We start from the raw sequence: 24195 nt of genomic DNA on the forward strand, positions 1-24195 counted from the left end.
CTCGCTTCGCTCGCGCCCACCACGGCGGGTCTTCGACCTGGGCTACGATATGCCGCTCCTTCGGAGCTAATACGGCGAAAGTACGTACTGTCAACGGCGGTTAGTCTCCCCCATTATCGTCACAAAGATTGACGGTGGAACGACGGAGCCTGATGAATTCTCACCGGCAAAGCCGGTGGATTAGCTTGGATTTAGACTTGCCAAGCTTTGTTCCGATCTGATGCCTCGTAGATTGCTTTTCGCTTGCCAATATAACGCCGAGAGCGATTTCAAAATCGCACAGGAACTCGAAGTTGGCAACTTAAATTCGATCAAAGCCCAAAGCGTCTTGACCGAAGATAGAATGTGAACAGTCGGTCATTGTTGGAGCGCACAGGGTGTTACGCAATCTTGCTCAAGCAACTTCGTTTTCGTGAGATTCCGTACTTCCCTGCGTCATTGCCTTGCGTTCTTCGCAGGTAGTTTCGAGCAATCTATCCTCCATTCCCACACGCCCCGCACTTAAGAACGGGAACTCGCGGAAAGAGCCTATTTACCACGAAGGCACTTAGAACTCGAAGAGAAACGAGGTTGTGGCGTTGCAGGATTTCGGCGGTCGTTCAGTCGCGCTCGCCATCCACCCTTCCTGTTGGATCGCACGCAATGGCGCGAAGGGGCAAAGATGATTGGGGAGATGAGCTCGATTTGCTCTTGCCCGGACCGCGGGGATAATTGCAACTCAGAACGCATGCTTCCCTCTTTCTTGCTCGTGCTCCTGATGGCCTTCGTGGTGAAAGATCGGGCTGCCGCCGGAGGCTGCTCAAGACAGGCTCGCGGCCGGCGCAATTGCACGTTGTTCGAAGCGGTATCTCCGTTACCGCATTTCCAGCGCGCTGGCCTCGATCTCGTAGGCCACGGGCACGAGGCCCTGCTCCACGACGATATAGTAGCGCCCGGGCTTATCGAAGACCTGTGTCCGCATGCCGAGAAAATCCGGATCGGCGATGCGGGTGAAGGGCTTCCCGGATTCCGCATCGTAAAGGGTCACCGCGAAGCCTTCCTCCGAGCCCGGACCAACGAGACGGCACTCGATCTGCCAGATTCCGGGACCTGCGATGAACTCGGGCAGTTGGGTCGCCGCCAAACCCTGCCACGCGTTGATCGTCAGTGCCCGCAGTTGCGGCACGTAGCCCGTCTCGGTCGCCTCGGCGAGGGCCGCAGCGCGCGTCTGCCGGTTGCCGAAGCGTCGCTGTTCGTCGTTGCTCTTGGCCACGGCGGCCTTGGCCGCGCGCTCCTGCCGGCTCATGGCCCGCTCGACGGAATTCAATTGATTGCCGTAGGCGGAAGCCTGGCGGGCATAGGCCTGCTCCGCCGCGCCAATCCTGTTCCGCGTCCGAGAGCGCTCGGCCATGGCCGCATCGTAGAGGGACGCATCTTCGGTGTACCACCAGATCGGCACAGTGCGCAGCCCCTCGCATTCGTCATGATAGTAGGCGTAGGTTCGGTAGTAGCCTTTCGAACTTTCGTAGGCGTTGAGATAAAAGTCGGAGCTGTCTTCCGCGCGGGCCTGTTCCACGGCCGATGCCCGCGCCTGGGCGGCGGAGTACATTTGCTGCTGTACCGCCGAGCGGGTGTCATCGAGCTGCCCCATCCTGGCAAGGGCCCGATCATGGTCGGCCGCGCGACGCGCCGTGCGCTCGGCCAGCGTCTCATACAGGCCGGCCTGAATATCTTCGCGCAGCGCTTCGGGAAGGGTCTTCCAGTGGGCAAGCTGGGCCTCGAACTCGGCCAGCCCCTTCATCTGCCGCCGGTGCTTGACCAGATCACCGTCCAATATCGCGGTCTGAGCAGGCTTCGAGGCCTTGATCGAAACCGGGGCTTCGGACGGTGAGCCTGCTGGGGTGGGCTTGTTTTCGGCCCTGTGGGTGGGCGATTCCGCTCGGGCCACGCCGGGGTTTGAATTGTAGCGTGCGAGCAGGGCCTCTCGATACGCCGTATCCTCGCTGATCTCCACTTCCGAGACGCCCGCCCCCTTGTTCACCCGCTCCATTCGCCCTTCTTCCGGGTGATAAACATAGTAAGCGTCTTTGCCCTCGCGGATGTAGACCTCGGTAAAGTGCCGATCCCCCACGCGAATGGAATCCGCCGGTACAACTGCCGGTGCAAGTACCGCAGCCACAATAAGATAGAACCGTTTGCCCATGCCCATGCCCTTTCCTAATGGTTCCGACCGCGCCACATTTGTCTTGCTTGTTACGACTATGGGACGAAATCACGCGGTGCATATTCAAATTGGCTCCGGTGTATGCTGAACCTCACCATGTATACGCTTCCCCATTGCGGTAAACCTTTCACCATCGGGCGATCCGACCACGGGTATGGGCAGGAGCGGGCAAGGCACGACGGGGCCGAGCATTCGCGACGAAACAGGCCCAGCATAACCCAGCGCCCATTCTCCTTTGGCCTGCCAACACTTGGCGATACTCTGATATGGGGCGCATCGCCGAGATGGTGCTGCTCTCCAGCAAGAAAACAACGCGGCGGTTCGCCTCAGGGACCGCAAACCTTGATTCGAGACCACGGTTTTGTTCGCACTATGGCGCCATTGTTCTTGACTCCCCCAACTTCGATCGGGTGCAATAGGATAGCGCTGTTTCAACCGGGAGATTCCTAATGTCTTGTCGCATCATTGCCTTGTTCCTTTCACTCCTCGTCTTATGCCCATCTCCCGCCGAATCTCCAGCCACGCTTCTGTTCCACGCTTCGTCCGCCGAACCTGCGCTTGCGACACTGGCGAATCGCGCGTTGACCCATAGCCTGCAGCGCGGGGGCGTGGGGACGCTGGATATTGCTCCGGACCGCGACGCGTACAGCAAGGTGACCTGGGACTTTCGGTTTGCCGGACCACTTTTTCCCGAGTCGGAAAAGGTATTTGTGGAAATCGAGTTCTTCGATGATAACGCCGGCGTAATCCAGCCGACGTTGCTGACGGACGATGCCTTCAAGGGGACCTACGGCTTGCCGCTTCGGGCGGTTTCGTTCACGCGATTGAACCAGCAGCGGGTGCGGACGGCGCTGTTTGAGTTCGCGAATCCGAAGCTGCCGGCGGGGACTGTCCACCCACAATTGAAGATCGCGGGCCTGCAGGGGCTGATTGCGATACGGGCATTTGCGACGGTGGACGAGGCGCGGTGGACGGCACTGGCGGCGGAGGTGCCGCTGCTGGTGGAGCCGATGCTGACCCTTCAGCGGCCGATGCAGCTTAACTGCACCGTTGGCATTCCCGACACGGGCGATCCGCCTTCGCTGGAGACGGCGCTGAACAATATCCGCGAGTATGCGCCCCTGGCGCGGCTCATGGGCTTTACCTCGGCGGAGTGCTTCGTGCGCTGGAACCTTATCGAGCCCGCGCCGGGTAAATTCGAATTTACCCACTACGACACCATCGTAGACGCGCTTACGGCGCGGGGCCTTAAGTGGTTCCCCAATCTGGTGGTCACGTCCGCCTTTGCTTTGCCCGTGTGGTATCTGGAGTCGGCGGAAAATGTGGGCTTCAAGTGCCTGGAGCATGGCGACGAGAACGCCGTGCCCTCGATTTGGAATGGGGGCAATCTGCGTCATGTGGAGCGGGTGCTGAAGGCCTTTGGCGATCACTATGAGCCCATGGGCGTGTTGGAAGCGGTGCGCCTCGGGCCGAGCGGCAATTTTGGCGAGGCCCAGTATCCGGCGGGTGCGGGCGGCGCGCTGGGGGCGCGGGGACAAAAGATGCATGCCCACATCGGCTGGTGGGCCGGGGATGACCTGGCGAGGGCCGATTTTCAAGCGTGGCTGCGGGAACGCTACCCCACGCTCGAAGCGCTGAACGCGGCGTGGGACGAGGACTTCGCAAGCTTTGACGCCATCGCGCCGCAACTGCCCGAGACCTATCGCACGCCTCGCGGCCGCCTGGACATGACGGCGTGGTACACGGATTCGATGACGGAATGGTGCGACCATTGGGCCCATGCGACGCGGGCCGCCTTACCGAAGACGCTCATCTACGAGTCTTCGGGCGGCTGGGGATTCCGCGAAGCGGGTACGGATTTCACGGGGCAGGCGGAGTCCATGAAGACCATTGGCAACGGCGGCATCCGACTGACCAATGAAACCGACAGCTTCGAGCAGAATTTCTACGCCACGCGCCTGGCCGCGACGGCCGCCCGGCTCTACGGCATCGACCTGGGCTATGAGCCCGCGGGCTACCACAGCGCGCGGGGCGTGGCCGGGCGCTTCTTCAGCACCCTCACCACGAACGGCGACAACATCTACACGCGCCACAATGTGCTTTTCGAGCCGCCCTACGCGGTGGCGCAGTGGCAGCGCGACTTCCACCTCCTCGATGAACGCGCCGATCCCATCATCGACGTGGCGGTCTACTACCCCGAGACCATGAACCAGCTCGACGACGGCACCTTCCGCCACCTCTATGCCTGGGGCTTCAACACCCGCGCGGCCGAAGTCCGTCGCCGCATCGACAACGACTTCCTCGACGAACGCCTGATCCGCCAGGGCTACCTCGACCGCTACAAGGTCCTTGTCTTCTGCTGGGGCAACGTCATCGAGCCCGACGTGCAGCAAAAAATCGACGAATGGATCCGCAAAGGAGGCGTCGCCATCTACCCCACCTATCCCCGCGTGCCCCAGGAAACCACCGAGGGTGATCAGACCGTTTTTCGCGCGTGGGAGAGCGGCGACACCGGCCAGGGCACCTTCCACCGCTTCCAGGGCGACATGGAACCCATCGCGCTCTATGGCGATTACATCGAAGGCATATTGCGCGGTCTCGACAACCTCCACCCACTGACGAAGCAGGCCTTGACGGTGGAGCGACCGGAACGGGTCTTCGTCAGCGCGCTGGAGACGGGAAAACTCGTGTTCCTGAACTACCGGGAGGACGCGGCGCACGTGAAGCTGGAGGGACGGTTGGATGAGGAAATGGCGCCGTACAGCATTCGGGTGCTGGCGGGGAAGTAGTTCTCACTGGGCAGCAACCGCAAAGTTAGTCTTTCAGCATCCGCCTCCACACTGGTACAATAGGGTCTCGGATCGTTCAAGGAGTCCAATCCCATGACAACACTTACAGTGGAGCTTCCCGATGGCGTCCTCTCCGCATTGCGGCTTTCTCCTTCGGAGTTTTCGGGTGAGTTGCGCCTCGCCGCAGCTATGACCTGGTACGAAGCTGGCAAAGTATCTCAAGAGGTCGCCGCCGAGATTGCGGGACTTTGCAGGACTGATTTCCTGTTGGCTTTGGCCCGCATGGGACAGAATTCCTTTCGAGTAGACTTGAACGATCTGGACCGAGAACTGGCACGTGGCTAGCACGGTGATCGTGAATGCCTCCCCGCTCATCTTCCTGAGCCGGGGGCATCACTTGGATCTGCTTCAGCATTTTGCGGATCGTGTCGTCGTACCTCAGCCGGTAGCGAACGAGGTATTTCGCAAGGGGCCAGTTGACACCTCCGCAGCCGCACTTGCCAATACTCCCTGGCTCGAAATCATCACACCGCCACCCATTCCAGCCGCAATTCTCGAATGGGGATTGGGGTCTGGGGAATCTTCCGTTCTCTCGGTCGCCTATCTTCATGATGAAGCAGAAGTCATCATCGATGATCTGGCGGCAAGGCGTTGTGCGGATGCACTGAGCATTCCCGTGCGTGGCACTCTAGGGATTGTGCTTGCAGCCCGCCAGCGGGGTATCGTCCCATCCGCACGAGCAGTAATGGAGGACCTCATCCAAGGCGGAATGTACCTCTCGCGAGACGTGCTCAACGCAGCGTTAAGTCGCGTAGGAGAGTAAAGGAATGACGATCAAACGACTGGACCAACTAGTCGTCAACAGCGGATGCTGGATCGCTTATACTTCGGAGTTGCCTCGAAAATACTGCGGGTTGTTATCGTTGAAATACATGCGGATGACAATACCGTAGAAACGGGATATCTCAGGCATGCGCGCCCGTCCGGTCGAGCGCGGGAAACAGATCTTCCGGCTGCTTCCCGGTCGCTTCCAAATAGAGGGCATCTGGGCAGAGGTCGATCTCCTCGCCCCAGGCAAGCTCCCCATAGGGGCCGATCTGTACCGAACGAAACACATCCATGTCGTTCCACGCTGCGAAGACACCTTTTCCCGCAAGATGGGCGAGATCGACGACACCTTGCTCACCGGTATCGAAGGTCAACGCGAGCTTGTAGTCATCAAGCACGTCGAGCGCAGCTACCTGTCTCATTGAATGAACGCGACATTTTTCAAAGCAGCCAGCCTCTCCAAGCCGCGACGTATCACCCGTTGGCCAAGCGCATCAATATCTTCTCGGCTATTTAATTCGATATACCGCCCGGCCTCAATATCATCGAAGCCCCGCTGCAACTCGGCCCGCAACACGTCCAGTTCCGCCTCTTCGTCGTCCTGCCTGGCCACAAGAAGGCGCAAAGCTTCGTCCACGACGTGACTTGCATCGCCGTAACTGCCGTTCGCCACCATCTGGCGGATGACTTCGGCTTGTTCGTCGGTGAGATGTAGGGTTTCGGTTGCCATGAATTGAGTATCGCATGAGTGGGTATTGTTGTCAATATCACGAATTGCCCGTAAAAAGTAAAATCGGGCATGGCGCCCTAACCGCGCCATGCCCGACGGCATAGAGACTTTCCGCCTGACGCACGGTGTGCGTCAGGCGGCATGATTTGGGTACTACCTGCTTCAAATGACGGTCGGTTTTTCGATCCGCCGGTCTTCCGTGTGGCTTAGAACTGGCCGTTGTCGGTCTGGGTGTCCACAGCGACCTTGCTGCAGAACCAGGTGCGCTGCGACAGGGGCGCGGGGTACTTGACGAATTCGACGTGGCCGTCCATGTAGAGGGCGTTCACGCCGCCGGGGGCGTGGTTGAAGTTCGGAGCCAGGCTGCCGGAGGTCTGGGAGAAGAGGCCGTCGATGCGGTTGGCGTCGTACATTACGACCACGTCGGACTGGGCGTTGGCGGAGGCGCCGGCGTTGTTGATGTCGGTGATGAGGAAGCGTTCCGCGCCTTCACGCATGAGGGGCACGGTCACGGTGCCGGCGGTGGGCAGGGTCACGGAGACCGTGGCGGCCTTGTCGGTGCCGAGGTCGCGCACGGCGGCGGCGGGGTTACCGTCCGCGCCGAGCTGGGTGGCGAGGGTATTGTAGTCAACCGTGGTCGTAACCCAGTCGACCTTGATGATGCGATTGAGGTAGGTGTAGTCCATCGTGCTGGACACGAGGCGCGAGGCGCCGGCGGACGGGACGAAGCGGCGGGTTCCGAAGAAGGGGGTGTAACCGCCGCAAACGCCGATGGCGGAGCACCAGCTCGCGCTCTGGGGGGCGAGGGGCACCTGAGGGAAGGTGCTGCTGCCGGCGCCCAGCGGGTACATGAAGGTGGGCAGTTCGGGGCCGTTGAGACTGGCGGCGCCCATCTGACCGGAGGAGGGGCACTTGCCGATCTGGTAGTCGGAGAGGTACTCGGGATAGACCAGCGCGCCGCAGGGGCCGGCGGCCTGGATCCACAGGTTTGCCGTGTCGGTGTAGAATGCGCCCGTGTCGAGTTCGTGGTGGGGGAACACGTTGCCCTTCGACTCGTTGGCATACATTTTGAACACGAGTCCCCACTGCTTCAGATTGTTCTGGCAGCTTGCGCGTCGGGCGGCCTCGCGGGCGCGTGCGAGGGCGGGGAGCAGGATGGCGGCGAGAATGCCGATGATCGCGATGACCACCAGCAGTTCGATCAGGGTAAAGCCTTTTCTTTTCATGACAGTTCCTCTGTTAGAGTCCAGTTTTGAATGACACCATGAAGCGGCCGAGTTCCGGTGCATTGTTCCCCGCAGTCGCTGGCCACCCCGTTTTCGGGGGCACGTGTTCCTCCTTTCTTTGAGCGGTGGGAACCTGCGCCCGGCGCGAACTTCAGCCTCTTTGCATCAGGGTAGCAGTGGCGGGCGCGTCTGACTACGGGGAGATGCCTGATTTTCCTGTGGGTAAGTTACCCACAGGAATAACGCGCCATAGCCACATGCAGGGGGGCGCAGCACGCCCGGGCACATTCGCCGGGAGGGGACGGTGCGGTGCTACCAGGCCCAGCCCGGGCTCTTGGGGATGGAGCGTCGGTCGACCGAGATGGTGGCGAGTGGCCAGGTGTCCTGGGTCATGGGGGCGGGATATTTGACGAACTGGACGTGCCCGTCCATGTAGAGGATGTTTGCGCCGCCGGGAACGTGGTTGTACATGGTGATGGGGTCCTGGCTGGCCCATTCTCCGTCCTGCTTTGTGGTGTCCCACACGACAGGAATGACGGACTGGGCCTGTGCCGAGGCCCCCGGATTGTTGATGTCGGTGATGAGCATGCGCTCTATGCCCTCACGGATAAACAGTGATTCAACCTGGCCAAAGGAAAGCGCGACCCGAATAGAATCGGCCTGATCGTCACCGAGATTCAGAATGCCCCCCATGGGCTTGCTGGTGGAATCGGACACAAGCGCCCGGGCCATCAGGGCGTTGTCCTGGATGTTGGTTATCCAATCGGCCTTGACCAGCCGGTTCAGGTAACCGTAGTCGAAACTGCAGAAGACACGCCGCGTCGTATCGGCGGGGCCCCGCATATACCGCCGCGTGCCGAAGAATGGGGTTTCGGTGACGCCCCCCCAGGTGGCGCAGTCCTCGACACTCAGGGGCACAAAGTGTCCGGCGGAGGTGAAATTGCCGAGGGGCGCGAAGAAGGATGCCTCGAAAGGCCCGCAGCCCGGCGACCAGCAGGTGGGATGATCGGCGACCGAGGTGGGGCAAATACCGATCTCGGGATCGGACATGTAGTCCGCAAACACTTCGATACCCGCGGGTCCGGAAACCTTGGGCCAGGCGGGGGACAGGGGCGCGATGGGGGCGCCTTCATCCGGCTGGTGATTGGGGAATCGCCCCCGCTCCGACTCGCTGGCGTACATTTTGAAGACGATGCCCCACTGGCGCAGATTATTGGCGCAGGTGGCCCTGCGGGCCGATTCCCGGACCCGCGCGAGGGTGGGCAGAAGGATAGCGGCGAGAATGCCCATAATCGCGATGGTAATCAACAGTTCGACGAGACTGAAACCGCGTGCTCTCATAATTTCCACCCTCAGTTGGCCAGAAGACATCTTCTTGTCGGGCCCGCCCTCCCGTGTTTCGCCTTATTAATCTAGCATACACCCCGCGCATTTTTCATATCTTCCGCAGGCGAGGGCCGTGGTGCTCCAGCCCAGTTTATTCGTCGCTTCCCACGGGCTTCCCACCCAATGCATGGTCCTGTCGGGTTACCCACTCCACGGCCTGTCGGACCAGCCGGGCGCTGGAATCAAGTCGGAGCTTGGTCAACATGCGTTCGCGATGGGACTCGATGGTTTTCACACTCCGGTTCAGGCGTTCGGCTATCTCCCGGATGGTCAATCCACGGCCCAGCAGTTCGAACACTTCGAGTTCGCGGGTGGAGAGGGCCTCCAGGCAGGTCCTCGGCGCTTCCCCCCCGGCCCCCACCATGGCCGCCATCAGGGAATCGGTCACCCGCTGGCTGACGGCCAGGTGCCCCCGGAGCACTTTTCGGATGGCGTCGATCGTGTCGCGGGGGTGAGCGCTCTTTTCGATATACCCCATGGCGCCGGCCTGAATGGCCCGAACGGCAAACAGCTCTTCGTCGTGCATGGAATAGACGAGCATCTTCTGGGCCTTGAACTTCTTTTTTATATCCTGGATAAGGGTCAGCCCGCTGCTGTTTTCGAGGGATATATCCACGACCACGAGGTCCGGGCGGTGCGTTTCGATAAACGGCAGGACGCCACCGGCTTCCTCGCACTCTCCGCACACTTCAAGGTCGGGCTGGGCGCTCAGGAGCTGGGCGAGGCCCGCGCGTATCATGGGGTGGTCATCAACGATGAGCACAGTCGAAACGGCCCTGGGACTACTCGGCATGCCAGTGGACTCCACTTTCGGACCGAAGGTCGCCGTGCAGTTCCCGGCTGAGAACGCACTTCACCTGGGTGCCTTTTCCATTTGCGCCGGAGATCCGCAACCAGGCACCGATGGCGGCCGCCCGGGAACGCATCGTCTGCAGGCCGAGTCCATCGGGAGACTTTGCCCGCGCTTCAAGCCCCACGCCGTCGTCGGCTATGGTGAGGGCGACGCGGTCCCCGGCCGAAGCGAGGGTGACCACGATGTGTTCGGCCCGGGCATGCTTGATAGCATTCGTGAGGGCCTCCTGGGCTATCTGGAAGAGTTGGGTGGCGACGCCGTAGTCTTCGATGTCGATCGCGGTCGTGCATACGAATCGGATATCGACCCGGTGGCAGTCCACGAGTCTTTCGACGAGTTGCTGCAGCGCCACTTCGAGTCCACGGGGATGAAGCTCGATGGGCGCAATGCCGAGAATGGCCTTGCGCACATCGTCCATGGTGCGCTGGACGCCTTCGACGATGGCGTCGGCCTGGGTGGCCAGGGGCGCCGAGACTGATTGCAGTTCCATTGCCAGACTCCCGGTCATACAGAGCAATCCCGCCAGGTCTTGTCCCACGGTATCGTGCAGATTATAGCGAATGAGTTGTCTTTCGTCCGTTCGGGCGGAGCGCAGCCGTTCTTCCATCGCTTTTCGCTCGGTGATGTCGCGGGCGTTCACAATTACGCCGTTCAAGACGGGGTCGAACTGCAAGTCACTGATACACTCGAGGACTCTCCAGGAGCCATCGGGAACTCGCACGCTGATCTCGACGGACTGTACGGGGGTAGCCAGCGGAGAAATGTGCTTGAGGGCGTGGGCCAACTTGAAGTGATCTTCCGGGTGGCAGAAACTGGCGACCGTCCTTCCCACAAGTTCCCCCGGTCCATAGCCCAGGATTCGCGCGACGGAGGCGCCGACATCGAGGACTATGCCGTCATGTCCCAGAATGACTACCAGGTCGGTGCTGTTCTCCACCAGCCGGCGGAAGCGCCGTTCGCTCGCCTGGAGTTCCCGCTCGGCGTGCTTCCGTTCGGCGATTTGTTCGACAAGCTGGCGGTGCTCCAGGAGGAGCCGTCTGCGGACCTCCCCCGCCTCAATGCCCGACAGTGAGAAGGCGGTGAGCAGGAGCAGCAGGCCGAGAATCCAGAGGAGATCGCGCATGGGACTATGAAGCATGCCTCGCGTGGCCTGGATGAAGGAGCCCGAAAAATTTGGCACGGCATAGATGATATCCGCGAGTTGGGGCAGGGCGATGATTGCGAGGGCTCCCACGGCGAGGATGCGCATTTCGACGCCACTGCCCGCGCGATTCAGGACCGAGATGGTGGCCTGGCCCATACCAAGGAGCGCCAGCAGAATAACCGCGCTCTCGAATCCATTCCAGGCGAGGGCCTGGGCCGCCGAGACGAGAAACATGGCCATGATCAGGCCGATAAGCGGGTTGTGTTCCCAGGAGGTTTCTCGGGCCACCCGGATATCGGGCGGGGGATAAACGCGACGTGTCGCGCTCCGGGCCGCCGTGCGGCTGTTCGCCCTGTCCGGCGGGTGCAATCCCTCGGGGCAGAGCAAGAACACGATCAACATGAGCACCAGCCCGAAGGGCGCGAGGTAGATGTCGTCGGCGAAATACATGTCGTGCATGTTTTCGAGGAATACAACGGATGCCAGGAGCGCGCAGCGCATGGCGAGGGCGGTCTCGGCGCGCCGGTGGAGGCGCCAGCAGGCCCAGGCGATGGCGATGAAGGCAACGCTGTTGGTCAGGTCTACCGGAGCTTTCCACACGGCATAGGGCACGCGGGAAACGAGCAAGTCCCGGAGAATGGGGAGCGGGTGAATGTGGATTTCGCCGAAGTAAGAGACAAAAGTCCCGGAAACCGACACGACGTGCATCAACGCCGCCGCCGCGTACGATCCTGTCAGGGCCACCAGTGCGCTCCGCGGAACTGCATTGGTAAGGCGCGTTACCAGCAGAACGAGGCTTACTTGCCCGACGAGTGAGGCCATCTGGGACCACTTGACGACTTCAACATAGGTGGTTGTACTGGCAGCCTGTTGAGAAGCGATGGCCGTCACGGTGAAGGCGGCGATAAGATAGGCCCCGGCGGAAAAGGAGATGCGGAAGTGGTTCTTGCCTCGGGCCCGTGCGGCAAAATAACGTCGAAAAGCGAAGAAAAGATAGACGCTTGCCAGCAGGCAGATTGAACCGTAGAGTGGCCCTTTCCATTCGAACTCAGAAAGTATGCTCATTCGGTTCCTGAAGGTTCCGTCGTGTCGATGGTTGCTTCCCCTGATTGATTGAACCAGTACAGAGTTTACCAGCCGCCCTAAAGTTGAATCAAACGATCATGGGGAATGTGAATCCCGCGTCCCATGAAAACCGCCAGCGGGGTGATCCCGCCCCCTGCCACGCGCTACAATAGGGGTTCTCCCCTGCTTATTACACACTCCGCATCTTTCGATGCCAACGCTTAGGAAGTGTTCCGAAATGTCCGATGTACGCGCCGCTCTTGAAGCCCAGTTGAATGATTTTGACCCCGCCGTCCGCGAGGAGGCCCTGGATGGGCTGCTGGACCTTGCGGCCGAGGGCGAGATTGAATTGCCGGAGCCTACGAAAGCCTTTAACCTTCACTGTCACTCTTTTTTCTCCTTCAACGGCTATGGCTACTCCCCCACCGCGCTGGCGTGGATCGCGCGCTGCCAGGGATTGAGCGCGCTGAGCATTGTGGATTTCGATGTGGTGGAGGGCGTGGATGAATTCCTCCAGGCCTGCAAGCAACTCGGCATTCGGGCGGGCGCGGGCATGGAAACGCGCATTTATATCCCCGAATTCGGTGACCGCGTCATCAACTCCCCCGGCGAGCCCGGCATCTGCTATCACATGGCCACGGGCCTGACGACTTCGGATGTGCCGGCGGACGCGATTGTCCACGAGTTGAAACGAATTTCCGCGGAGCGTACGCGGGGCCTGGTGGAGCGGGTGAACACGCTATTGGACGCCATCGCTCTGGATTTTGAAGCAGAAGTCCTTCCGCTCACGCCGAAAGGCAATGCGACCGAGCGCCACGTGTGCGCGGCGTATGACGCGAAAGCGAAATCGGTCTTCCCGGATGCGGGCGCCCGCGCGGCCTTCTGGGCGGAGAAGCTGGGCACGCCGGCGGACAAGATCGCGGCGATTCTGGATGACGGCCCCACGCTTCAGGGGCTGATTCGCGCGAAGACGATGAAGTCCGGCGGCGTGGGCTATGTCCAGCCCGACGGCGAGGATTTCCCGAAGATGGAGGCGGTGAACCAGTTCGCGATTGATGCGGGCGGCTTCCCCATGCACACGTGGCTGGACGGCACCTCCGAGGGTGAAACGGCCATGGAAGAATTGCTGGCCCTCTCCATGCGCCAGGGCTCGGCGGCGCTGAACATCATCCCTGATCGCAACTGGAACATCAGCGATGCGGCGACGCGCGAACTGAAGGTGAAGAAGCTTCACGAAGTCGTCGAGATCGCCAATCGCCTGGACCTGCCGGTCATGGTGGGCACGGAACTGAATGCCTACGGCCAGCCCTTTGTCGATAATTTCGATGTACCGGAGATGGCCCCGCTCTTTGAGACTTTTCAGAAGGGCGCCTTCATCCTCCACGCCCACACCATCCTGCAGAGCGCGGCGGGCCTGGGCTATCTGAGCGACTGGGCGAAGCGGAACTTTGACTCGGTTGCGGCGAAGAACGAATTCTATGCCGAGGTGGGCCGCGACGTGCTCTACCCGGATATCGTGGCGATTGAGATGATCGACAGCGCCTTGAAGCCCGAGCGCGTGCTGGAGATTCTCCGCGCGGTGGATCCCACGGAGGCATGAACGCGATGAGCGACAAAGGCCTCTTTCTCCAGAACATCATCGCCATTATCTGGGACTTCGACAAGACCCTGACACCGCGCTATATGCAGACGCCCCTCTTCGAGGCCTATGGCGTGGATGAGAAGACGTTCTGGAAAGAGGTCAACGGCCTTGCCGCGTACTACAAGCGTGCGGGTGTCCAGGTTCAACCGGACACGAGCTATCTGGGCCATCTCCTCACCTATGTGAAGGAAGGCCGGATGCCCGATCTCACCAATGCCCGCCTCCGCGAACTCGGCGCGGAAATCGGCTTCTTTCCCGGCATCCCCCAGCTCTTCGGCGAACTCCAGAGCATCCTCGATGCGCCGGAATACCGCGAGGGCGATCTGCGCCTGGAGCACTATGTCGTCAGTACGGGACTCACCGAGATGATCCGGGGCTCCAAGATCGCCAGCCACCTCAGCGGCGTGTGGGCGTCGGAATTCATCGAAGTCCCCGCCCTGCCCGGCGACGACCTCAGCGGCACGCCCGGCGCCGGACCCATCTCCCAGATCGCCGGTTTTCTGGACAACACCACGAAAACCCGCGCCATCTTCGAGATTAACAAGGGCGTCCACAAACTCGAAGGGGTCTCCGTGAACGATCTCATCCCCGAGGAAGATCGCCGCGTCCCCATGAAAAACATGATCTACGTCGCCGACGGCCCCAGCGACATCCCCAGCTTCTCCGTCATCCGCAAGCACGGCGGCCTGGCCTATGCCGTCTTCCAGCAGGATTCCGAGGCCCAGTTCGCCCAGGTGGACGAACTCCTCCACGCCGACCGCGTCGACGCCTATGGTCCCGCAGACTACACCACGGGCAGCACCACGGCCATGTGGCTCCGCCTCCACGTTAAGAAGATTGCCAACCGAATCCTGGCCGAGCGCGAGAAAGCCCTCCACAGCAGGCGCGGCAGCAGCCCGAAACATTTGGCGGAATAGGCGGGACGGGACAGTCCCTCAGAGAGATCCTCGCTGTCGTCTCGATGCTTTCGAAGCTTCCTCACGAACATGCATGAGGTGCTCTCGTCGCTCTGCAGGTAACGATTCAAGCGCCACCCATTCCCCGTTCAGGTAACCTTTGGATACGATGCCCGTTCCGTCTACCGGGGTCTCCAAGATGGTCACCGAGTCTCGATCAAACGTCATGGATTCCAACGTGAACTGGGAGTCTGGAAGCGTGTCTCCGATTCGAACCTCTCGCACTTCATACTTCGAATTCTCTCCTTTCGCGCGGCGAAGCTGATTGGCCGAACGTGGAAACCACTGGCCGTCGGGAAGCTCAATGAGGTCTACTTTGGTCTCCATGCGCAGACTACCATCCGAGTCATACCAGCGATGCTCCGAAACAAGGTAGTCACGGTCCGGCTCGACAACGCTTTCTTCGCGGAGCCAGGTGGAATCTTCACCAAGCCGCTCTGACCGAACCATTAAGCGCGACCTGCCCAGAGTGTCGTCGCTCGCCACAGTCCAGCGAAAAGCCGGCGGTGAGAAACCTGATTGATTCTCGAATTTCTGTTGAAGAAACGAAGACCCCGCCTTGAATCCGAATTTCATTATCTCTGGCTGCGGGAACATCTTGGTCATAGAGCGAACGGACTCCGGCATACTACTGAAACTCTCGAATCGGTAAAGTTCTATGTACTTAAGAAACTTGAAATACCGGGCAAAATATCGATCATTCAGCACCATTTCGCAACTCGCGTCATCCGAAGTACCATTCAGGTATGTGTGAACGAGATTCAAGTCCTGGTGATACCAGCTTCCTTTGCGCCAGATTCTGGTGTTCCCCTCCGTCTGCCGGGTACCGCCAGGCATCGAGAATCCTCGGAGTTGGGTGGGCTGCTCGGTTGCCCGCTGACTCCACGTGAAATCAACATAGTACTGCGTATCCTTTACGGACTCATACGATTGACGATTGTTGACGAGGACCTTTTCGAGTAAAGCGCGCTGTTCCTCAGGTACTTCCACCCGACCCAGCCCCCCTTGGTCGCTCCTGGCCTCTTCCGCCGAAACGTCAGAAACAAGCAATGACAGGAGCATCAGGTACAAAAGTGTGGCGTGGCGGGTGGTGCGAATGACCAACTGAATCATAGTGACTCTCTCTGCGATGATTGGATTCGTACTGCCGTGAGTATTCTCAAGATAGCACGCATCTTCGTCGGTTGCAATGACCCAGTTACAAGAGTGTATTCGGGAGTTCGGACCTCCCGGCCTTGCTCGAATGTTCATCTTTTATTTTGACAAAGTCCAATCTTTATGTTATATTGGATTCAGTACAAACAACCCAAAGGAGTACCTGACCATGAAACTTCACTCGCAAACATTACCGGAAGATGTCTGTAAGCAAATTGCACAGCCGCTGCAGGAGACGGTGGTGGATTATATCAGCCTGGCCTCGGTGGCGCGGCAGGCGCACTGGGCGGTGGTGGAGCGGGAATTCCGCTCGTTCCATGCGTATATGGATGAGCTGGGCGCGGAGCTGGACCTGCTGATTGATACGACGGCGGAGCGGATGCTGGCCGTGGGTGAATTACCCCTGGGCCAGGTGGACTATGTGGCGCGCCATTCTCAGGTGGAGCCCCTGCCGGCGGATTTCGTTCAGAAAAAGGATCTGGTACCCGCGTTGAGCGAGCGCATCGCCGAAGTGGTGAAGCGCATCCGCATCCGCATTGGGGTGGTGGAAAAAATTGACCCGGTCAGTGCCGACCTGCTCATTACGGCGGCGGCGGGTCTGGAGAAGACGTTGTGGATGCTTCAGGCGGAAAACTCGTGACGACGGAATCGATAGAATCTCGCCTTCGGGAGGCCGGTCTCCGGGTGACCGGCCCCCGCACGGCGGTGTACAACCTGCTGAAGTCGCTGGGCGGCCACCATAGCGCGGACGACCTTGCCCAGCGCCTGGAGGCGGAGGGCACGGGCATGTCGCGCGCTTCGGTGTTCAACGTGCTCAACGATCTGTCGAGCGCGGGCCTGATCATGCTGAGCGATGCGGGCCCAGGCCGGGCCTTTTACGAAGCATCCGACAAGTGGCACCACCACTTTGTGTGTCGAGGGTGCGGGGAGATCTTTGACGTGCCTTGCGCGACGGGGCGCAAGCCCTGCCTGACGCCCAGATTACCAGGAGATGGATTCTCTGTGGATGAGGCGCAGGTTATCTTCCGGGGCTATTGCCCGGCGTGCAATCCGGAGATTGCGCCAGGGATTGTGATGGCGTAGGTGGAGAAGGACTTAAGGGACTTGAAGGACTTAAGGGACTTGAAGTACACCTCAGTTACAGGGCGTGTGGCGAGCAGATGATGGATGGTGGAATGGGCTATTCAGATTCCTTCAGTTTGCTGCTGAGCAATTAGAAATTCAGCGCCCTCGGTGTTCCCGTGCCGGTGCTTTCGCGGGGCGGGTTGCGCTCCCAGACGCCGGGGATTTCGGCTTTGCAGGACGGGCAACACGAGCCCGTCATGCGGTTTTCGACGACGTAGAAGCCGTGGCGCCGGATCAGTACATCGCCGCAGTCGGGGCAATCGGTGTGCTCCCGCTCCCCTACCTGACCGGGGAGGTTTCCGGGGTAGACGTAGCGCAGGCCCGCTTCTCTGCCGATGTTCCATGCGCGAATGAGCGACTCGCGGGGGGTACGGCCGGTGTCGGTCATCTTGTAGTCCGGATGAAAAGCGGTGACGTGCCACGGGATATCGCATGAGATGTCGGCCAGAAATTCGGCAATGCCGTGCAGTTCGTCGTCGGAGTCGTTGAAGTCGGGGATAACGAGGGTGACGATTTCGATCCAGAAGCCCATGGCGTGGAGCCGTCCGATGGTGTCGAGGACGGTGCCCAGTTTGCAGCCGAGTTCGCGGTAGGATTTTTCCTGAAAGCCCTTGAGGTCCACCTTGTAGAGCGAGACCCAGGGCTGGAGATAGGACAGCACTTCCGGGGTGGCATTGCCATTGCTCACGAAGCCGCAGGCCAACTCGGCCTTCAGGGCTTCCTCGAAGACTGCGGCGGCCCAGTCGGCGGTGATCAGGGGTTCGTTGTAGGTGCTGACTACGACGGGGGCTTCCAGCTCCACGGCGCGGGCGATCAATTGCTTGGGGGTGACGAAGCGGGGCATGGCGACGGCGGACTCGTCGCGGAGGGTCTGGCTGGTGACCCAGTTCTGGCAGTAGGCGCAGTGGAGGTCGCAGCCGAGCATGCCGAAGGAGAGGGCATCGCGGCCGGGGTAGGCGTGATAAAAGGGCTTTTTTTCGATGGGATCGACCTGCACTCCGGCCACGTAGCCCCAGGGCACGCGCAGGGTGCCGCCCTGGTTGAAGCGCACGCGGCAGACGCCGGCTTTACCTTCGCGCACCAGGCAGTGGTGGCCGCAGGCCAGGCACCGCACGGCACCGTCCTTCTCGGAGCGCACGAGCGCCTCCGCACTGGGTGCGGTGTGATTCGAGAGGAGCTCTTTCAGCCCCATGGTGGCGCGTGACATGTTGGTAAATCCTCTTCGGGCCACGGCAGGCCTCGCGTCCATCATAGCACGGCTGGCCAAGGGGGGCGCGGGAAAAAAGTGATGTCTGCGGGGCCCGGTTTCAGTCCTCCGGCCCCGCTTCAATTGTCGGGTGCAGGGGGGTCAGCAGGACTTCTCGAACCCGGCGCACGTCCGCCAGAGAGACCGTCCAGGTATAGGGGCCCACTTCGATTGCCTCGCCGACCACGGGCAGTCGCCCGATCACCTGAGAAACATAGCCGCCCACGGTGTCCACGTCTTCCTCCGCCGGGTCGATATCGAGACCGGGCACATACTGTACAAATTCGTGGAGCGGAAGCCGTCCGTTGACCCGATAGCCGTCCCCTTCGGGCTTGACCATGTCGGCGGCGAAGAGGTCGAATTCGTCCTTGATGTCCCCCACCATTTCTTCGATGACATCTTCCAGGGTGACAATGCCGATGGTGGCGCCGTATTCGTCGACCACGACGGCGAGATGGAGCCGGGCGCGCTGGAAGTGTCGGAGGGCCTCCAGCACGTTGAGGTGGTCGGGCAGAAAGACGACATCGCGCTTGATCTTCATGAGGTCAATCTCGGCGGTGCCGAAGACGTGGAGGGCCGTTCCGGGAACGGCGGCCACCTTCTCCGGACCGGGCTTCGGCGCCACGGACTCGATATTGAAGCGCCCCGGTGTGAGATCCATGACTTTCATCAGGTCTTTGCCGTGAACCATGCCGACAACATGATCGATGTCGCCATCGCACAAGGGCAGGCGGGTATAGGGGCAGCGTTTTACAATCGAAAGTATTTCTTCGATGGGCTGGCTGACGAGGAGATACATGACTTCGGTGCGCGGGGTCATGATCTGGCGCACGCGGATGCTTTCGAGTTCGGAGGCGGCCTGGATCATGCGGGACTGATGGGGGTCCATGAGGGGCGAACTGGCGGCCAGCGCGGCGATTTCCTGGAGGGTGGTGTCTTTGCCCGTATCCTCGGAGCCGGAGAAGGGCCGGTTGATGAGCTGAATAAACCACAGTACCGGACTCAAGAGTCGAACAAGGACCTCCAGCGGGGGGGCGATGAGGGGCGCGAGCACGCCATTGTAGCGGACGCCGATGGTCTTGGGGAGGATCTCGGTGAACTGTAGCATGAGGTAGGTAAAGACGACGGAAAAGATCACCAGTCCCTTGGGCCCGAAGCTGGTCTCGAACTGGGCACCCGCGATAGTGGCTCCCACGGTGTGCGCCGAGGTGTTTACGATGAGGATTACCGCAATCGGCTTTTCGATGTTGCCTTTGAAGTGCCGCCAGATTTTCGCGATGCCCGGCCGCTTCGCCTCCAGCGCGGCCACCTGGCTCGGCGTGTAGCTCAGCAGGGTGGCCTCAAGTAGAGAACACAGGAAGGACAGCACAAGCGCGGAACCTACGCTGACAAAGAAGATCGTCATTGAAACCCTGTCGCCTTTCGGATTGTGTGGTTGCTCAGGCTTCCCAGCATACGCGAAGCCGCCCCGTCGGGTCCAAAACACCCAAAAATTTGTATCCTCACCCGCCTTTTAAGTAGACTTCGCTCCCCGCCCCGATAGTTCAACGGATAGAACGTTCGCCTCCTAAGCGAGCGATACAGGTTCGATTCCTGTTCGGGGCACCATTTCTGCTATCGCTGGGGCAATCGCACGACGACCCCGTTTCGTATGCCATAGGCCGCCGCCTCTTCGGAGTTGTCCCCCGTCGTGAAGAGCACGCCCCCCGCGCCCGCGCCGCTCTGCAGCACGAGTTCCTCCACGTGGATTCGGACTTGCCCGCGAAATATACCCTCGGCGCGGGGATCCGGCTTCTGGGCCGTCAGATCGAGGTGGTACGATTCCCGGAGCTTCTTCTGGGCCTGGGCCAGTTCCGCCTCCCGCTCGGCGGCCTCTTCCCGATAGCGTTGAACCCACTCGTTGCGCTTCTTGAGCAGGCCGAGCATCCGCCGCACAAAGGGCGTCTCCATCCGCTTGACCACCGGGTCTTCCGGGCCCCGCTGCCGGGCCGCCCGGGCCAGTTGCAGAAGCACGGGCTGGCTGGTGCCGGCGGCCTGGGTCCGCTGGATAAGGGCCTTGCGGCTCTCGTCCCCCGCCACGCGAAGCTGGAGCGCACTGACCTTTTCCTCCAATTGAAACACTTCCTCCTGCCAGGATTTTCGCGACTCGTGGAAACGGAGAATCGCTCGCGACAGGGCATCGTCCGCGCCGGCGCCCGAGGATTGGGCGTGGAGGGCCACCAGTTCTTCCCACTCTCGGTCGAGTTCCTCGGGATAGCTGCCCTCCATCTTCAGCTCGCCCAGCTCTTTTGTGACCTCGGCCAGGCTGCGCTGAATCGCGCGCTGCACGGAGTGCCGGCTGGCGGGATCTTCCGACCCGTTGGTTTTGCGGTCGCGCAGGATACCCGTCAGTGATTTCGTCAGCAGGTGCAAGCCCATCATGAGGCGCAATAAAAAGGCGCGGCGGCGCTTGAGGGAATCGACCTGCAGCAGATCTTCCGGCGCTCCGGTTCCGCTGCAGATGTACAGGAGCGCGGTACTCGCGTAGTGCTCCGCTTCATCGGCCTGGCGGTCCCGCAACTGATCAAGATAGGCGATTCGGGCCTGCAGGCGGTTTGCGGCGCGCAGAAGCGTCACCGCGTCCTTGGGCAGCGACTCACCAAAATCTTCATATCCGATGGTGGTCCTGAGCACGATATCGACGGGGCGCTGCTCCGTGTGGACGAACGCCTCCGCCTTGAGCAGGTTTGTGACGTGCCAACACCCCCCGTTCACGGACTGATCTACGCGAATTCGCGGGGAAAAGTAGGTGCCCTGGATGGCGGACTCGCGAACCCGCAACTGGGTTCCGGCGTAGACCAGATCGGGCGACTGGGAAACCGCGCAGGCGATACGCCCGAGCTTGGCGATCACCGTCGCGCGGTTTACGATGCCCCGGGCGCGGATACTTCCATGTTGCGCGATGAGTAGTCCCGCGATATTCTCCTGCACCTCGGCATGCTCGCTGACCAGCAGGCGCCCCAGCACATAGCCACTCACATAGCAGGTGCCCCGTTCGGCCACGACCGCCGTACCGTCGGGCACGTCACCCACAATCTTGATGCCGCCTCCGTGAACCAGCACCGGGCCGCGAAAGACTTCCGGGAGGCCGCCAAAGCTGCGGATTTCCCGGTGGGGCGCCTCGCGAATCGTCGCTTCCGTGGCGATGAGAATGCGCCGCGAAAGATTGGGCAGTCCCCGTAGCGGGGCCAGGGTCTCCCGTCGCTTTTCGATGGCCTCGATATGGGGCCCGATCTGATCGAGGGGCCGCTGGAACTGACTTCTCACCTTGGCGCGAAGGATGAGGCCATGGACAAAGAAAAGAAAGTCCAGCTCATCGCGCAAGAGGCCATCCGGCCCCTGGGTGAGCAGGGCATCGATGCTGAGCCGGAGCACCGGCTGTTGACGAGCGCCCTCGGTGACGCGTTGCAGGCGAACCTTGTCCGCCGACCACTCCGCGATCCGTACGGGCAGCTCTGCAAAGGGTCCGATCGCGCCGGGCTCGTCCAGCCAGGAGTTGTACCAGGCCTGTGCGAGGGCGATATCTTCCAGTGTCAACGCGAGCAGGCGCTCGGACGGCGCGTCTACGATATATCGCGCCAGATGTTCATCCATAGGGGCCTCCGCGACCACTATAGCAATTGACAATTGACAATTGACAATTGACGACGGAGAAGCCTATGAGTCTTATGAGTCTTATGGGTCTTATGGGTCTTATGGGTCTTATGGGTCTTATGGGTCTTATGGGTCTTATGGGTCTTATGGGTCTTATGGGTCTTATGGGTCTTATGGGGCGTATGGGGCGTATGGGGCGTATGGGGCATGGGGCGTATGGGGAATCTGGATTGTCAACTGGTTTGCCCCCATTTCCGCCGCCGTGCTACACTCTCGGCTGCTTCCCCTTCACTTCGATGCCGCCCCGCGTGTGCCCCGGAGTCCGAAAACCAACCCCCGCATGAGGAATACCATGGCACTGAGCATCGGCATCGTCGGCCTGCCCAACGTAGGCAAGAGCACCACTTTCAACGCCCTCACCAAGGCGCAGAACGCGGAGGCGGCCAACTATCCCTTCTGCACGATTGAGCCGAACAAGGCCATCGTGCCGGTGCCGGATCCCCGAATCGCGAAGCTGGTGGAGATTGTGAAGCCCCAGCGCGTGCAGTATGCCACGGTCGAATTCGTCGATATTGCCGGCCTTGTGAAGGGCGCGAGCAAGGGCGAAGGCCTGGGCAACCAGTTCCTCGGCAACATCCGCGAAACTCAGGCCATCGTTCACGTTGTGCGCTGCTTTGAGGATGCCAACGTCATCCATGTGAACGCCCAGCCCGACCCGAAGGACGACATTGAGACGATCCAGACCGAGCTGCTCCTGGCCGATCTTCAGCAGCTTGAGAAGAAGATCGACAAACTAAAGAAGCAGGCCAAAGGCGACAAAAAGCTCCAGTCCCAGCTCGATGTGGCCGAGTCGCTGGCAAAACACCTCGAGAGCGGCGAGCCCGCGAGCAACTTCGCCGACCGCAATTCAGACGCCTACCTGACCCTGGAGCAGGAGATGAAGTTCATCACGGCAAAGACCGTGATTTACGCCGCCAACGTGGATGAGGCGGGCCTCGGCGAAGACAACGCCTACGTGGCCGTCGTTCGCGAGATCGCTGCGCGGGAAAATGCCGAAGTGGTGAAGCTCTGCGCGAAGATGGAAGAAGAAATGGTCGACATGAGCGACGAGGAGCGCCAGGAATTCCTGACCGATCTCGGCGCGGAAGAGAGCGGCCTGGACCAGGTGATTCACAAAGGCTTCAAGGCGCTGGGGCTCATCGCCTATTTCACCGCGGGCGTGAAGGAAGTGCGCGCCTGGACGATCCACAATGGGGACACCGCCCCCCAGGCGGCCGGCGTGATCCACACCGACTTCGAGCGCGGCTTCATCCGCGCGGAAGTCATCGCCTACGACGCGTATTGCCAGCACAACGGTGAAGCCGGGGCCAAGGCCGCCGGCGTCATGCGCGTGGAAGGCAAGGAGTACGTGGTGAAGGACGGCGACGTGATGCACTTCCGGTTTAACGTGTAGAAAAGCGGGAGAACGGACTTTCCTGTCCGTTTAAGCGTGCAACTTTGATGCACGATACGCGGGTTGAAAACCCGCGCTCCCGCCTAAATATTCCGCCGTATCCCCCGGAATCCGGTCAGCACCTTGACCGTCAACACCGCCACGCAGATCCACAGCACCCAATCCAGGCTTCCGGGCCACCACCACCTCTCCACGGCGATCCACGCGTACACATAGAAGCGTGGACGAAATAGCCACGTGTAGGGGTCCTTCATCGCATTTCGCGCCATGGCGAAGAGCACCACCACCGTGTAGGTCACGATGTACAACACGCCCGGCAGCATGCCCACGGTCCCCGCCCACATGAGCATGATGGTCGAGGCTGCGATTACAGTCTGATCGGCCATGCTGTCGGTAAACGAGCCCTTCCGCGAATCCGTCCCCAGGTGACGCGCCAGCGGGCCGTCCAACCCGTCGATGACCACGTGCAGCACCAGCGCAAACAACGCCCACGCCGGACTGACAGGATAGAGCGGGCAAAAGGCCAGCCCCGCCAGCAACGACAGGACCGTCAGGTGGTCCGGCGTCACGCGGCATGCCGCCAGCAGTCGAAGCAGCGGTCCGAACCACCGCGCGCGCATCTGCTGCGTACGCACCATCCAGGCACGCTCCCCCGCCGAGTAGACATCGGCTTTCGCGTCATTCTCGTGCATGCGACTTGCTCCTCTATTACCGAAGCCAGTATACGCGGACCGATGGTCCCCCTTCGAATTGACGGAATG

19 protein-coding genes, 1 tRNA gene and 1 pseudogene are annotated in these 24195 nt (G+C 60.8%); 9 read left to right on the forward strand and 12 right to left on the reverse strand.

The window, feature by feature from the left end:
* Positions 1-853: 853 nt before the first annotated feature.
* The gene (locus tag JNK74_13700) at positions 854-2182 is read right to left on the reverse strand and encodes a hypothetical protein (GenBank protein ID MBL7647237.1); all 1329 of its coding nucleotides are present in this window, start codon (positions 2180-2182) and stop codon (positions 854-856) included.
* A gap of 470 nt (positions 2183-2652) precedes the next feature.
* On the opposite strand from JNK74_13700, the gene JNK74_13705 reads away from it, so the two are divergent.
* From JNK74_13705 to JNK74_13715, 3 genes are all read left to right on the forward strand, one after another.
* Positions 2653-4992 (forward strand): beta-galactosidase, encoded by a 2340-nt coding sequence (locus JNK74_13705; GenBank protein ID MBL7647238.1) that lies wholly within the window; start codon positions 2653-2655, stop codon positions 4990-4992.
* A 93-nt stretch (positions 4993-5085) separates the two neighbouring features.
* Positions 5086-5337 carry a UPF0175 family protein gene (locus JNK74_13710; protein MBL7647239.1) on the forward strand — a complete coding sequence of 84 codons (252 nt, stop codon included), beginning with the start codon at positions 5086-5088 and terminating at the stop codon, positions 5335-5337.
* A complete protein-coding gene (locus JNK74_13715) occupies positions 5330-5815 on the forward strand; it encodes a DUF3368 domain-containing protein (GenBank protein MBL7647240.1) in 486 nt (161 codons plus the stop codon). Before JNK74_13710 ends, JNK74_13715 begins: the two co-directional genes overlap by 8 nt.
* A gap of 142 nt (positions 5816-5957) precedes the next feature.
* Here the strand turns inward: JNK74_13715 and JNK74_13720 are convergent, their stop codons facing one another.
* The 6 genes and pseudogenes from JNK74_13720 to JNK74_13745 form a co-directional block, all read right to left on the reverse strand.
* Entirely contained in the window at positions 5958-6242 is a 285-nt protein-coding gene (locus tag JNK74_13720; protein MBL7647241.1) for a DUF2442 domain-containing protein, read from the reverse strand.
* Complete coding sequence (locus JNK74_13725; protein ID MBL7647242.1) at positions 6239-6550, reverse strand: type II toxin-antitoxin system ParD family antitoxin; 312 nt, start codon at positions 6548-6550, stop codon at positions 6239-6241. The genes JNK74_13720 and JNK74_13725 overlap by 4 nt, the downstream gene beginning before the upstream one ends.
* Before the next feature lie 902 nt (positions 6551-7452).
* A pseudogene (locus tag JNK74_13730) lies at positions 7453-7776 on the reverse strand (prepilin-type N-terminal cleavage/methylation domain-containing protein).
* Between the two features lie 312 nt (positions 7777-8088).
* Positions 8089-9117, reverse strand: coding sequence for a DUF1559 domain-containing protein (locus JNK74_13735; protein MBL7647243.1), 1029 nt, complete (start codon positions 9115-9117; stop codon positions 8089-8091).
* Between the two features lie 136 nt (positions 9118-9253).
* Positions 9254-9955 (reverse strand): response regulator transcription factor, encoded by a 702-nt coding sequence (locus JNK74_13740; protein MBL7647244.1) that lies wholly within the window; start codon positions 9953-9955, stop codon positions 9254-9256.
* Entirely contained in the window at positions 9945-12224 is a 2280-nt protein-coding gene (locus JNK74_13745; protein MBL7647245.1) for a PAS domain S-box protein, read from the reverse strand. The genes JNK74_13740 and JNK74_13745 overlap by 11 nt, the downstream gene beginning before the upstream one ends.
* 238 nt (positions 12225-12462) lie before the next feature.
* Between JNK74_13745 and JNK74_13750 the strand changes: the two genes are divergently transcribed.
* Together JNK74_13750 and JNK74_13755 are read left to right on the forward strand one after the other, a co-directional pair.
* Positions 12463-13824, forward strand: coding sequence for a hypothetical protein (locus JNK74_13750; GenBank protein ID MBL7647246.1), 1362 nt, complete (start codon positions 12463-12465; stop codon positions 13822-13824).
* 5 nt (positions 13825-13829) lie between these two features.
* Complete coding sequence (locus JNK74_13755; protein ID MBL7647247.1) at positions 13830-14783, forward strand: haloacid dehalogenase-like hydrolase; 954 nt, start codon at positions 13830-13832, stop codon at positions 14781-14783.
* Between the two features lie 18 nt (positions 14784-14801).
* Here JNK74_13755 and JNK74_13760 read toward each other — a convergent pair whose 3' ends face one another.
* Positions 14802-15935, reverse strand: a complete 1134-nt coding sequence (locus tag JNK74_13760) for a hypothetical protein (protein MBL7647248.1) — start codon at positions 15933-15935, stop codon at positions 14802-14804.
* A gap of 211 nt (positions 15936-16146) precedes the next feature.
* On the opposite strand from JNK74_13760, the gene JNK74_13765 reads away from it, so the two are divergent.
* Together JNK74_13765 and JNK74_13770 are read left to right on the forward strand one after the other, a co-directional pair.
* Positions 16147-16617, forward strand: coding sequence for a DNA starvation/stationary phase protection protein (locus JNK74_13765; protein MBL7647249.1), 471 nt, complete (start codon positions 16147-16149; stop codon positions 16615-16617).
* Positions 16614-17060, forward strand: coding sequence for a transcriptional repressor (locus JNK74_13770; protein ID MBL7647250.1), 447 nt, complete (start codon positions 16614-16616; stop codon positions 17058-17060). The genes JNK74_13765 and JNK74_13770 overlap by 4 nt, the downstream gene beginning before the upstream one ends.
* Positions 17061-17190: 130 nt before the next feature.
* On the opposite strand, the gene amrS is transcribed toward JNK74_13770, so the two are convergent.
* Both amrS and JNK74_13780 read right to left on the reverse strand, forming a co-directional pair.
* Positions 17191-18309 (reverse strand): AmmeMemoRadiSam system radical SAM enzyme, encoded by a 1119-nt coding sequence (amrS, locus tag JNK74_13775; GenBank protein ID MBL7647251.1) that lies wholly within the window; start codon positions 18307-18309, stop codon positions 17191-17193.
* A gap of 100 nt (positions 18310-18409) precedes the next feature.
* On the reverse strand, positions 18410-19753 hold the full coding sequence (locus JNK74_13780; GenBank protein ID MBL7647252.1) for an HlyC/CorC family transporter: 1344 nt from the start codon (positions 19751-19753) through the stop codon (positions 18410-18412).
* A gap of 128 nt (positions 19754-19881) precedes the next feature.
* Here JNK74_13780 and JNK74_13785 point away from each other — a divergent pair.
* A tRNA-Arg gene (locus JNK74_13785) sits at positions 19882-19956 on the forward strand.
* Positions 19957-19962: 6 nt separating this feature from the next.
* On the opposite strand, the gene JNK74_13790 is transcribed toward JNK74_13785, so the two are convergent.
* Complete coding sequence (locus tag JNK74_13790; protein MBL7647253.1) at positions 19963-21981, reverse strand: hypothetical protein; 2019 nt, start codon at positions 21979-21981, stop codon at positions 19963-19965.
* 352 nt (positions 21982-22333) lie between these two features.
* Here JNK74_13790 and ychF point away from each other — a divergent pair, with 352 nt between their 5' ends.
* The gene (gene ychF, locus JNK74_13795) at positions 22334-23434 is read left to right on the forward strand and encodes a redox-regulated ATPase YchF (protein MBL7647254.1); all 1101 of its coding nucleotides are present in this window, start codon (positions 22334-22336) and stop codon (positions 23432-23434) included.
* An 83-nt stretch (positions 23435-23517) separates the two neighbouring features.
* Here the strand turns inward: ychF and JNK74_13800 are convergent, their stop codons facing one another.
* Positions 23518-24126, reverse strand: coding sequence for a CDP-alcohol phosphatidyltransferase family protein (locus JNK74_13800; GenBank protein MBL7647255.1), 609 nt, complete (start codon positions 24124-24126; stop codon positions 23518-23520).
* Between the last annotated feature and the right edge of the window lie 69 nt (positions 24127-24195).

This window comes from Candidatus Hydrogenedentota bacterium, from assembly GCA_016791475.1.
In the GTDB taxonomy this organism is placed as follows: domain Bacteria; phylum Hydrogenedentota; class Hydrogenedentia; order Hydrogenedentales; family JAEUWI01; genus JAEUWI01.

Excerpts from the sequence above, each read along its gene's own strand:
- JNK74_13700 (MBL7647237.1), bottom strand. The coding sequence starts at position 2,182 with ATGGGCAAACGGTTCTATCTTATTGTGGCTGCGGTACTTGCACCGGCA.
- JNK74_13705 (MBL7647238.1), top strand. The coding sequence starts at position 2,653 with ATGTCTTGTCGCATCATTGCCTTGTTCCTTTCACTCCTCGTCTTATGC.
- JNK74_13710 (MBL7647239.1), top strand. The coding sequence starts at position 5,086 with ATGACAACACTTACAGTGGAGCTTCCCGATGGCGTCCTCTCCGCATTG.
- JNK74_13720 (MBL7647241.1), bottom strand. The coding sequence starts at position 6,242 with ATGAGACAGGTAGCTGCGCTCGACGTGCTTGATGACTACAAGCTCGCG.
- JNK74_13725 (MBL7647242.1), bottom strand. The coding sequence starts at position 6,550 with ATGGCAACCGAAACCCTACATCTCACCGACGAACAAGCCGAAGTCATC.
- JNK74_13735 (MBL7647243.1), bottom strand. The coding sequence starts at position 9,117 with ATGAGAGCACGCGGTTTCAGTCTCGTCGAACTGTTGATTACCATCGCG.
- JNK74_13740 (MBL7647244.1), bottom strand. The coding sequence starts at position 9,955 with ATGCCGAGTAGTCCCAGGGCCGTTTCGACTGTGCTCATCGTTGATGAC.
- JNK74_13745 (MBL7647245.1), bottom strand. The coding sequence starts at position 12,224 with ATGAGCATACTTTCTGAGTTCGAATGGAAAGGGCCACTCTACGGTTCA.
- JNK74_13750 (MBL7647246.1), top strand. The coding sequence starts at position 12,463 with ATGTCCGATGTACGCGCCGCTCTTGAAGCCCAGTTGAATGATTTTGAC.
- JNK74_13755 (MBL7647247.1), top strand. The coding sequence starts at position 13,830 with ATGAGCGACAAAGGCCTCTTTCTCCAGAACATCATCGCCATTATCTGG.
- JNK74_13760 (MBL7647248.1), bottom strand. The coding sequence starts at position 15,935 with ATGATTCAGTTGGTCATTCGCACCACCCGCCACGCCACACTTTTGTAC.
- JNK74_13765 (MBL7647249.1), top strand. The coding sequence starts at position 16,147 with ATGAAACTTCACTCGCAAACATTACCGGAAGATGTCTGTAAGCAAATT.
- amrS (MBL7647251.1), bottom strand. The coding sequence starts at position 18,309 with ATGTCACGCGCCACCATGGGGCTGAAAGAGCTCCTCTCGAATCACACC.
- JNK74_13780 (MBL7647252.1), bottom strand. The coding sequence starts at position 19,753 with ATGACGATCTTCTTTGTCAGCGTAGGTTCCGCGCTTGTGCTGTCCTTC.
- JNK74_13790 (MBL7647253.1), bottom strand. The coding sequence starts at position 21,981 with ATGGATGAACATCTGGCGCGATATATCGTAGACGCGCCGTCCGAGCGC.
- ychF (MBL7647254.1), top strand. The coding sequence starts at position 22,334 with ATGGCACTGAGCATCGGCATCGTCGGCCTGCCCAACGTAGGCAAGAGC.
- JNK74_13800 (MBL7647255.1), bottom strand. The coding sequence starts at position 24,126 with ATGCACGAGAATGACGCGAAAGCCGATGTCTACTCGGCGGGGGAGCGT.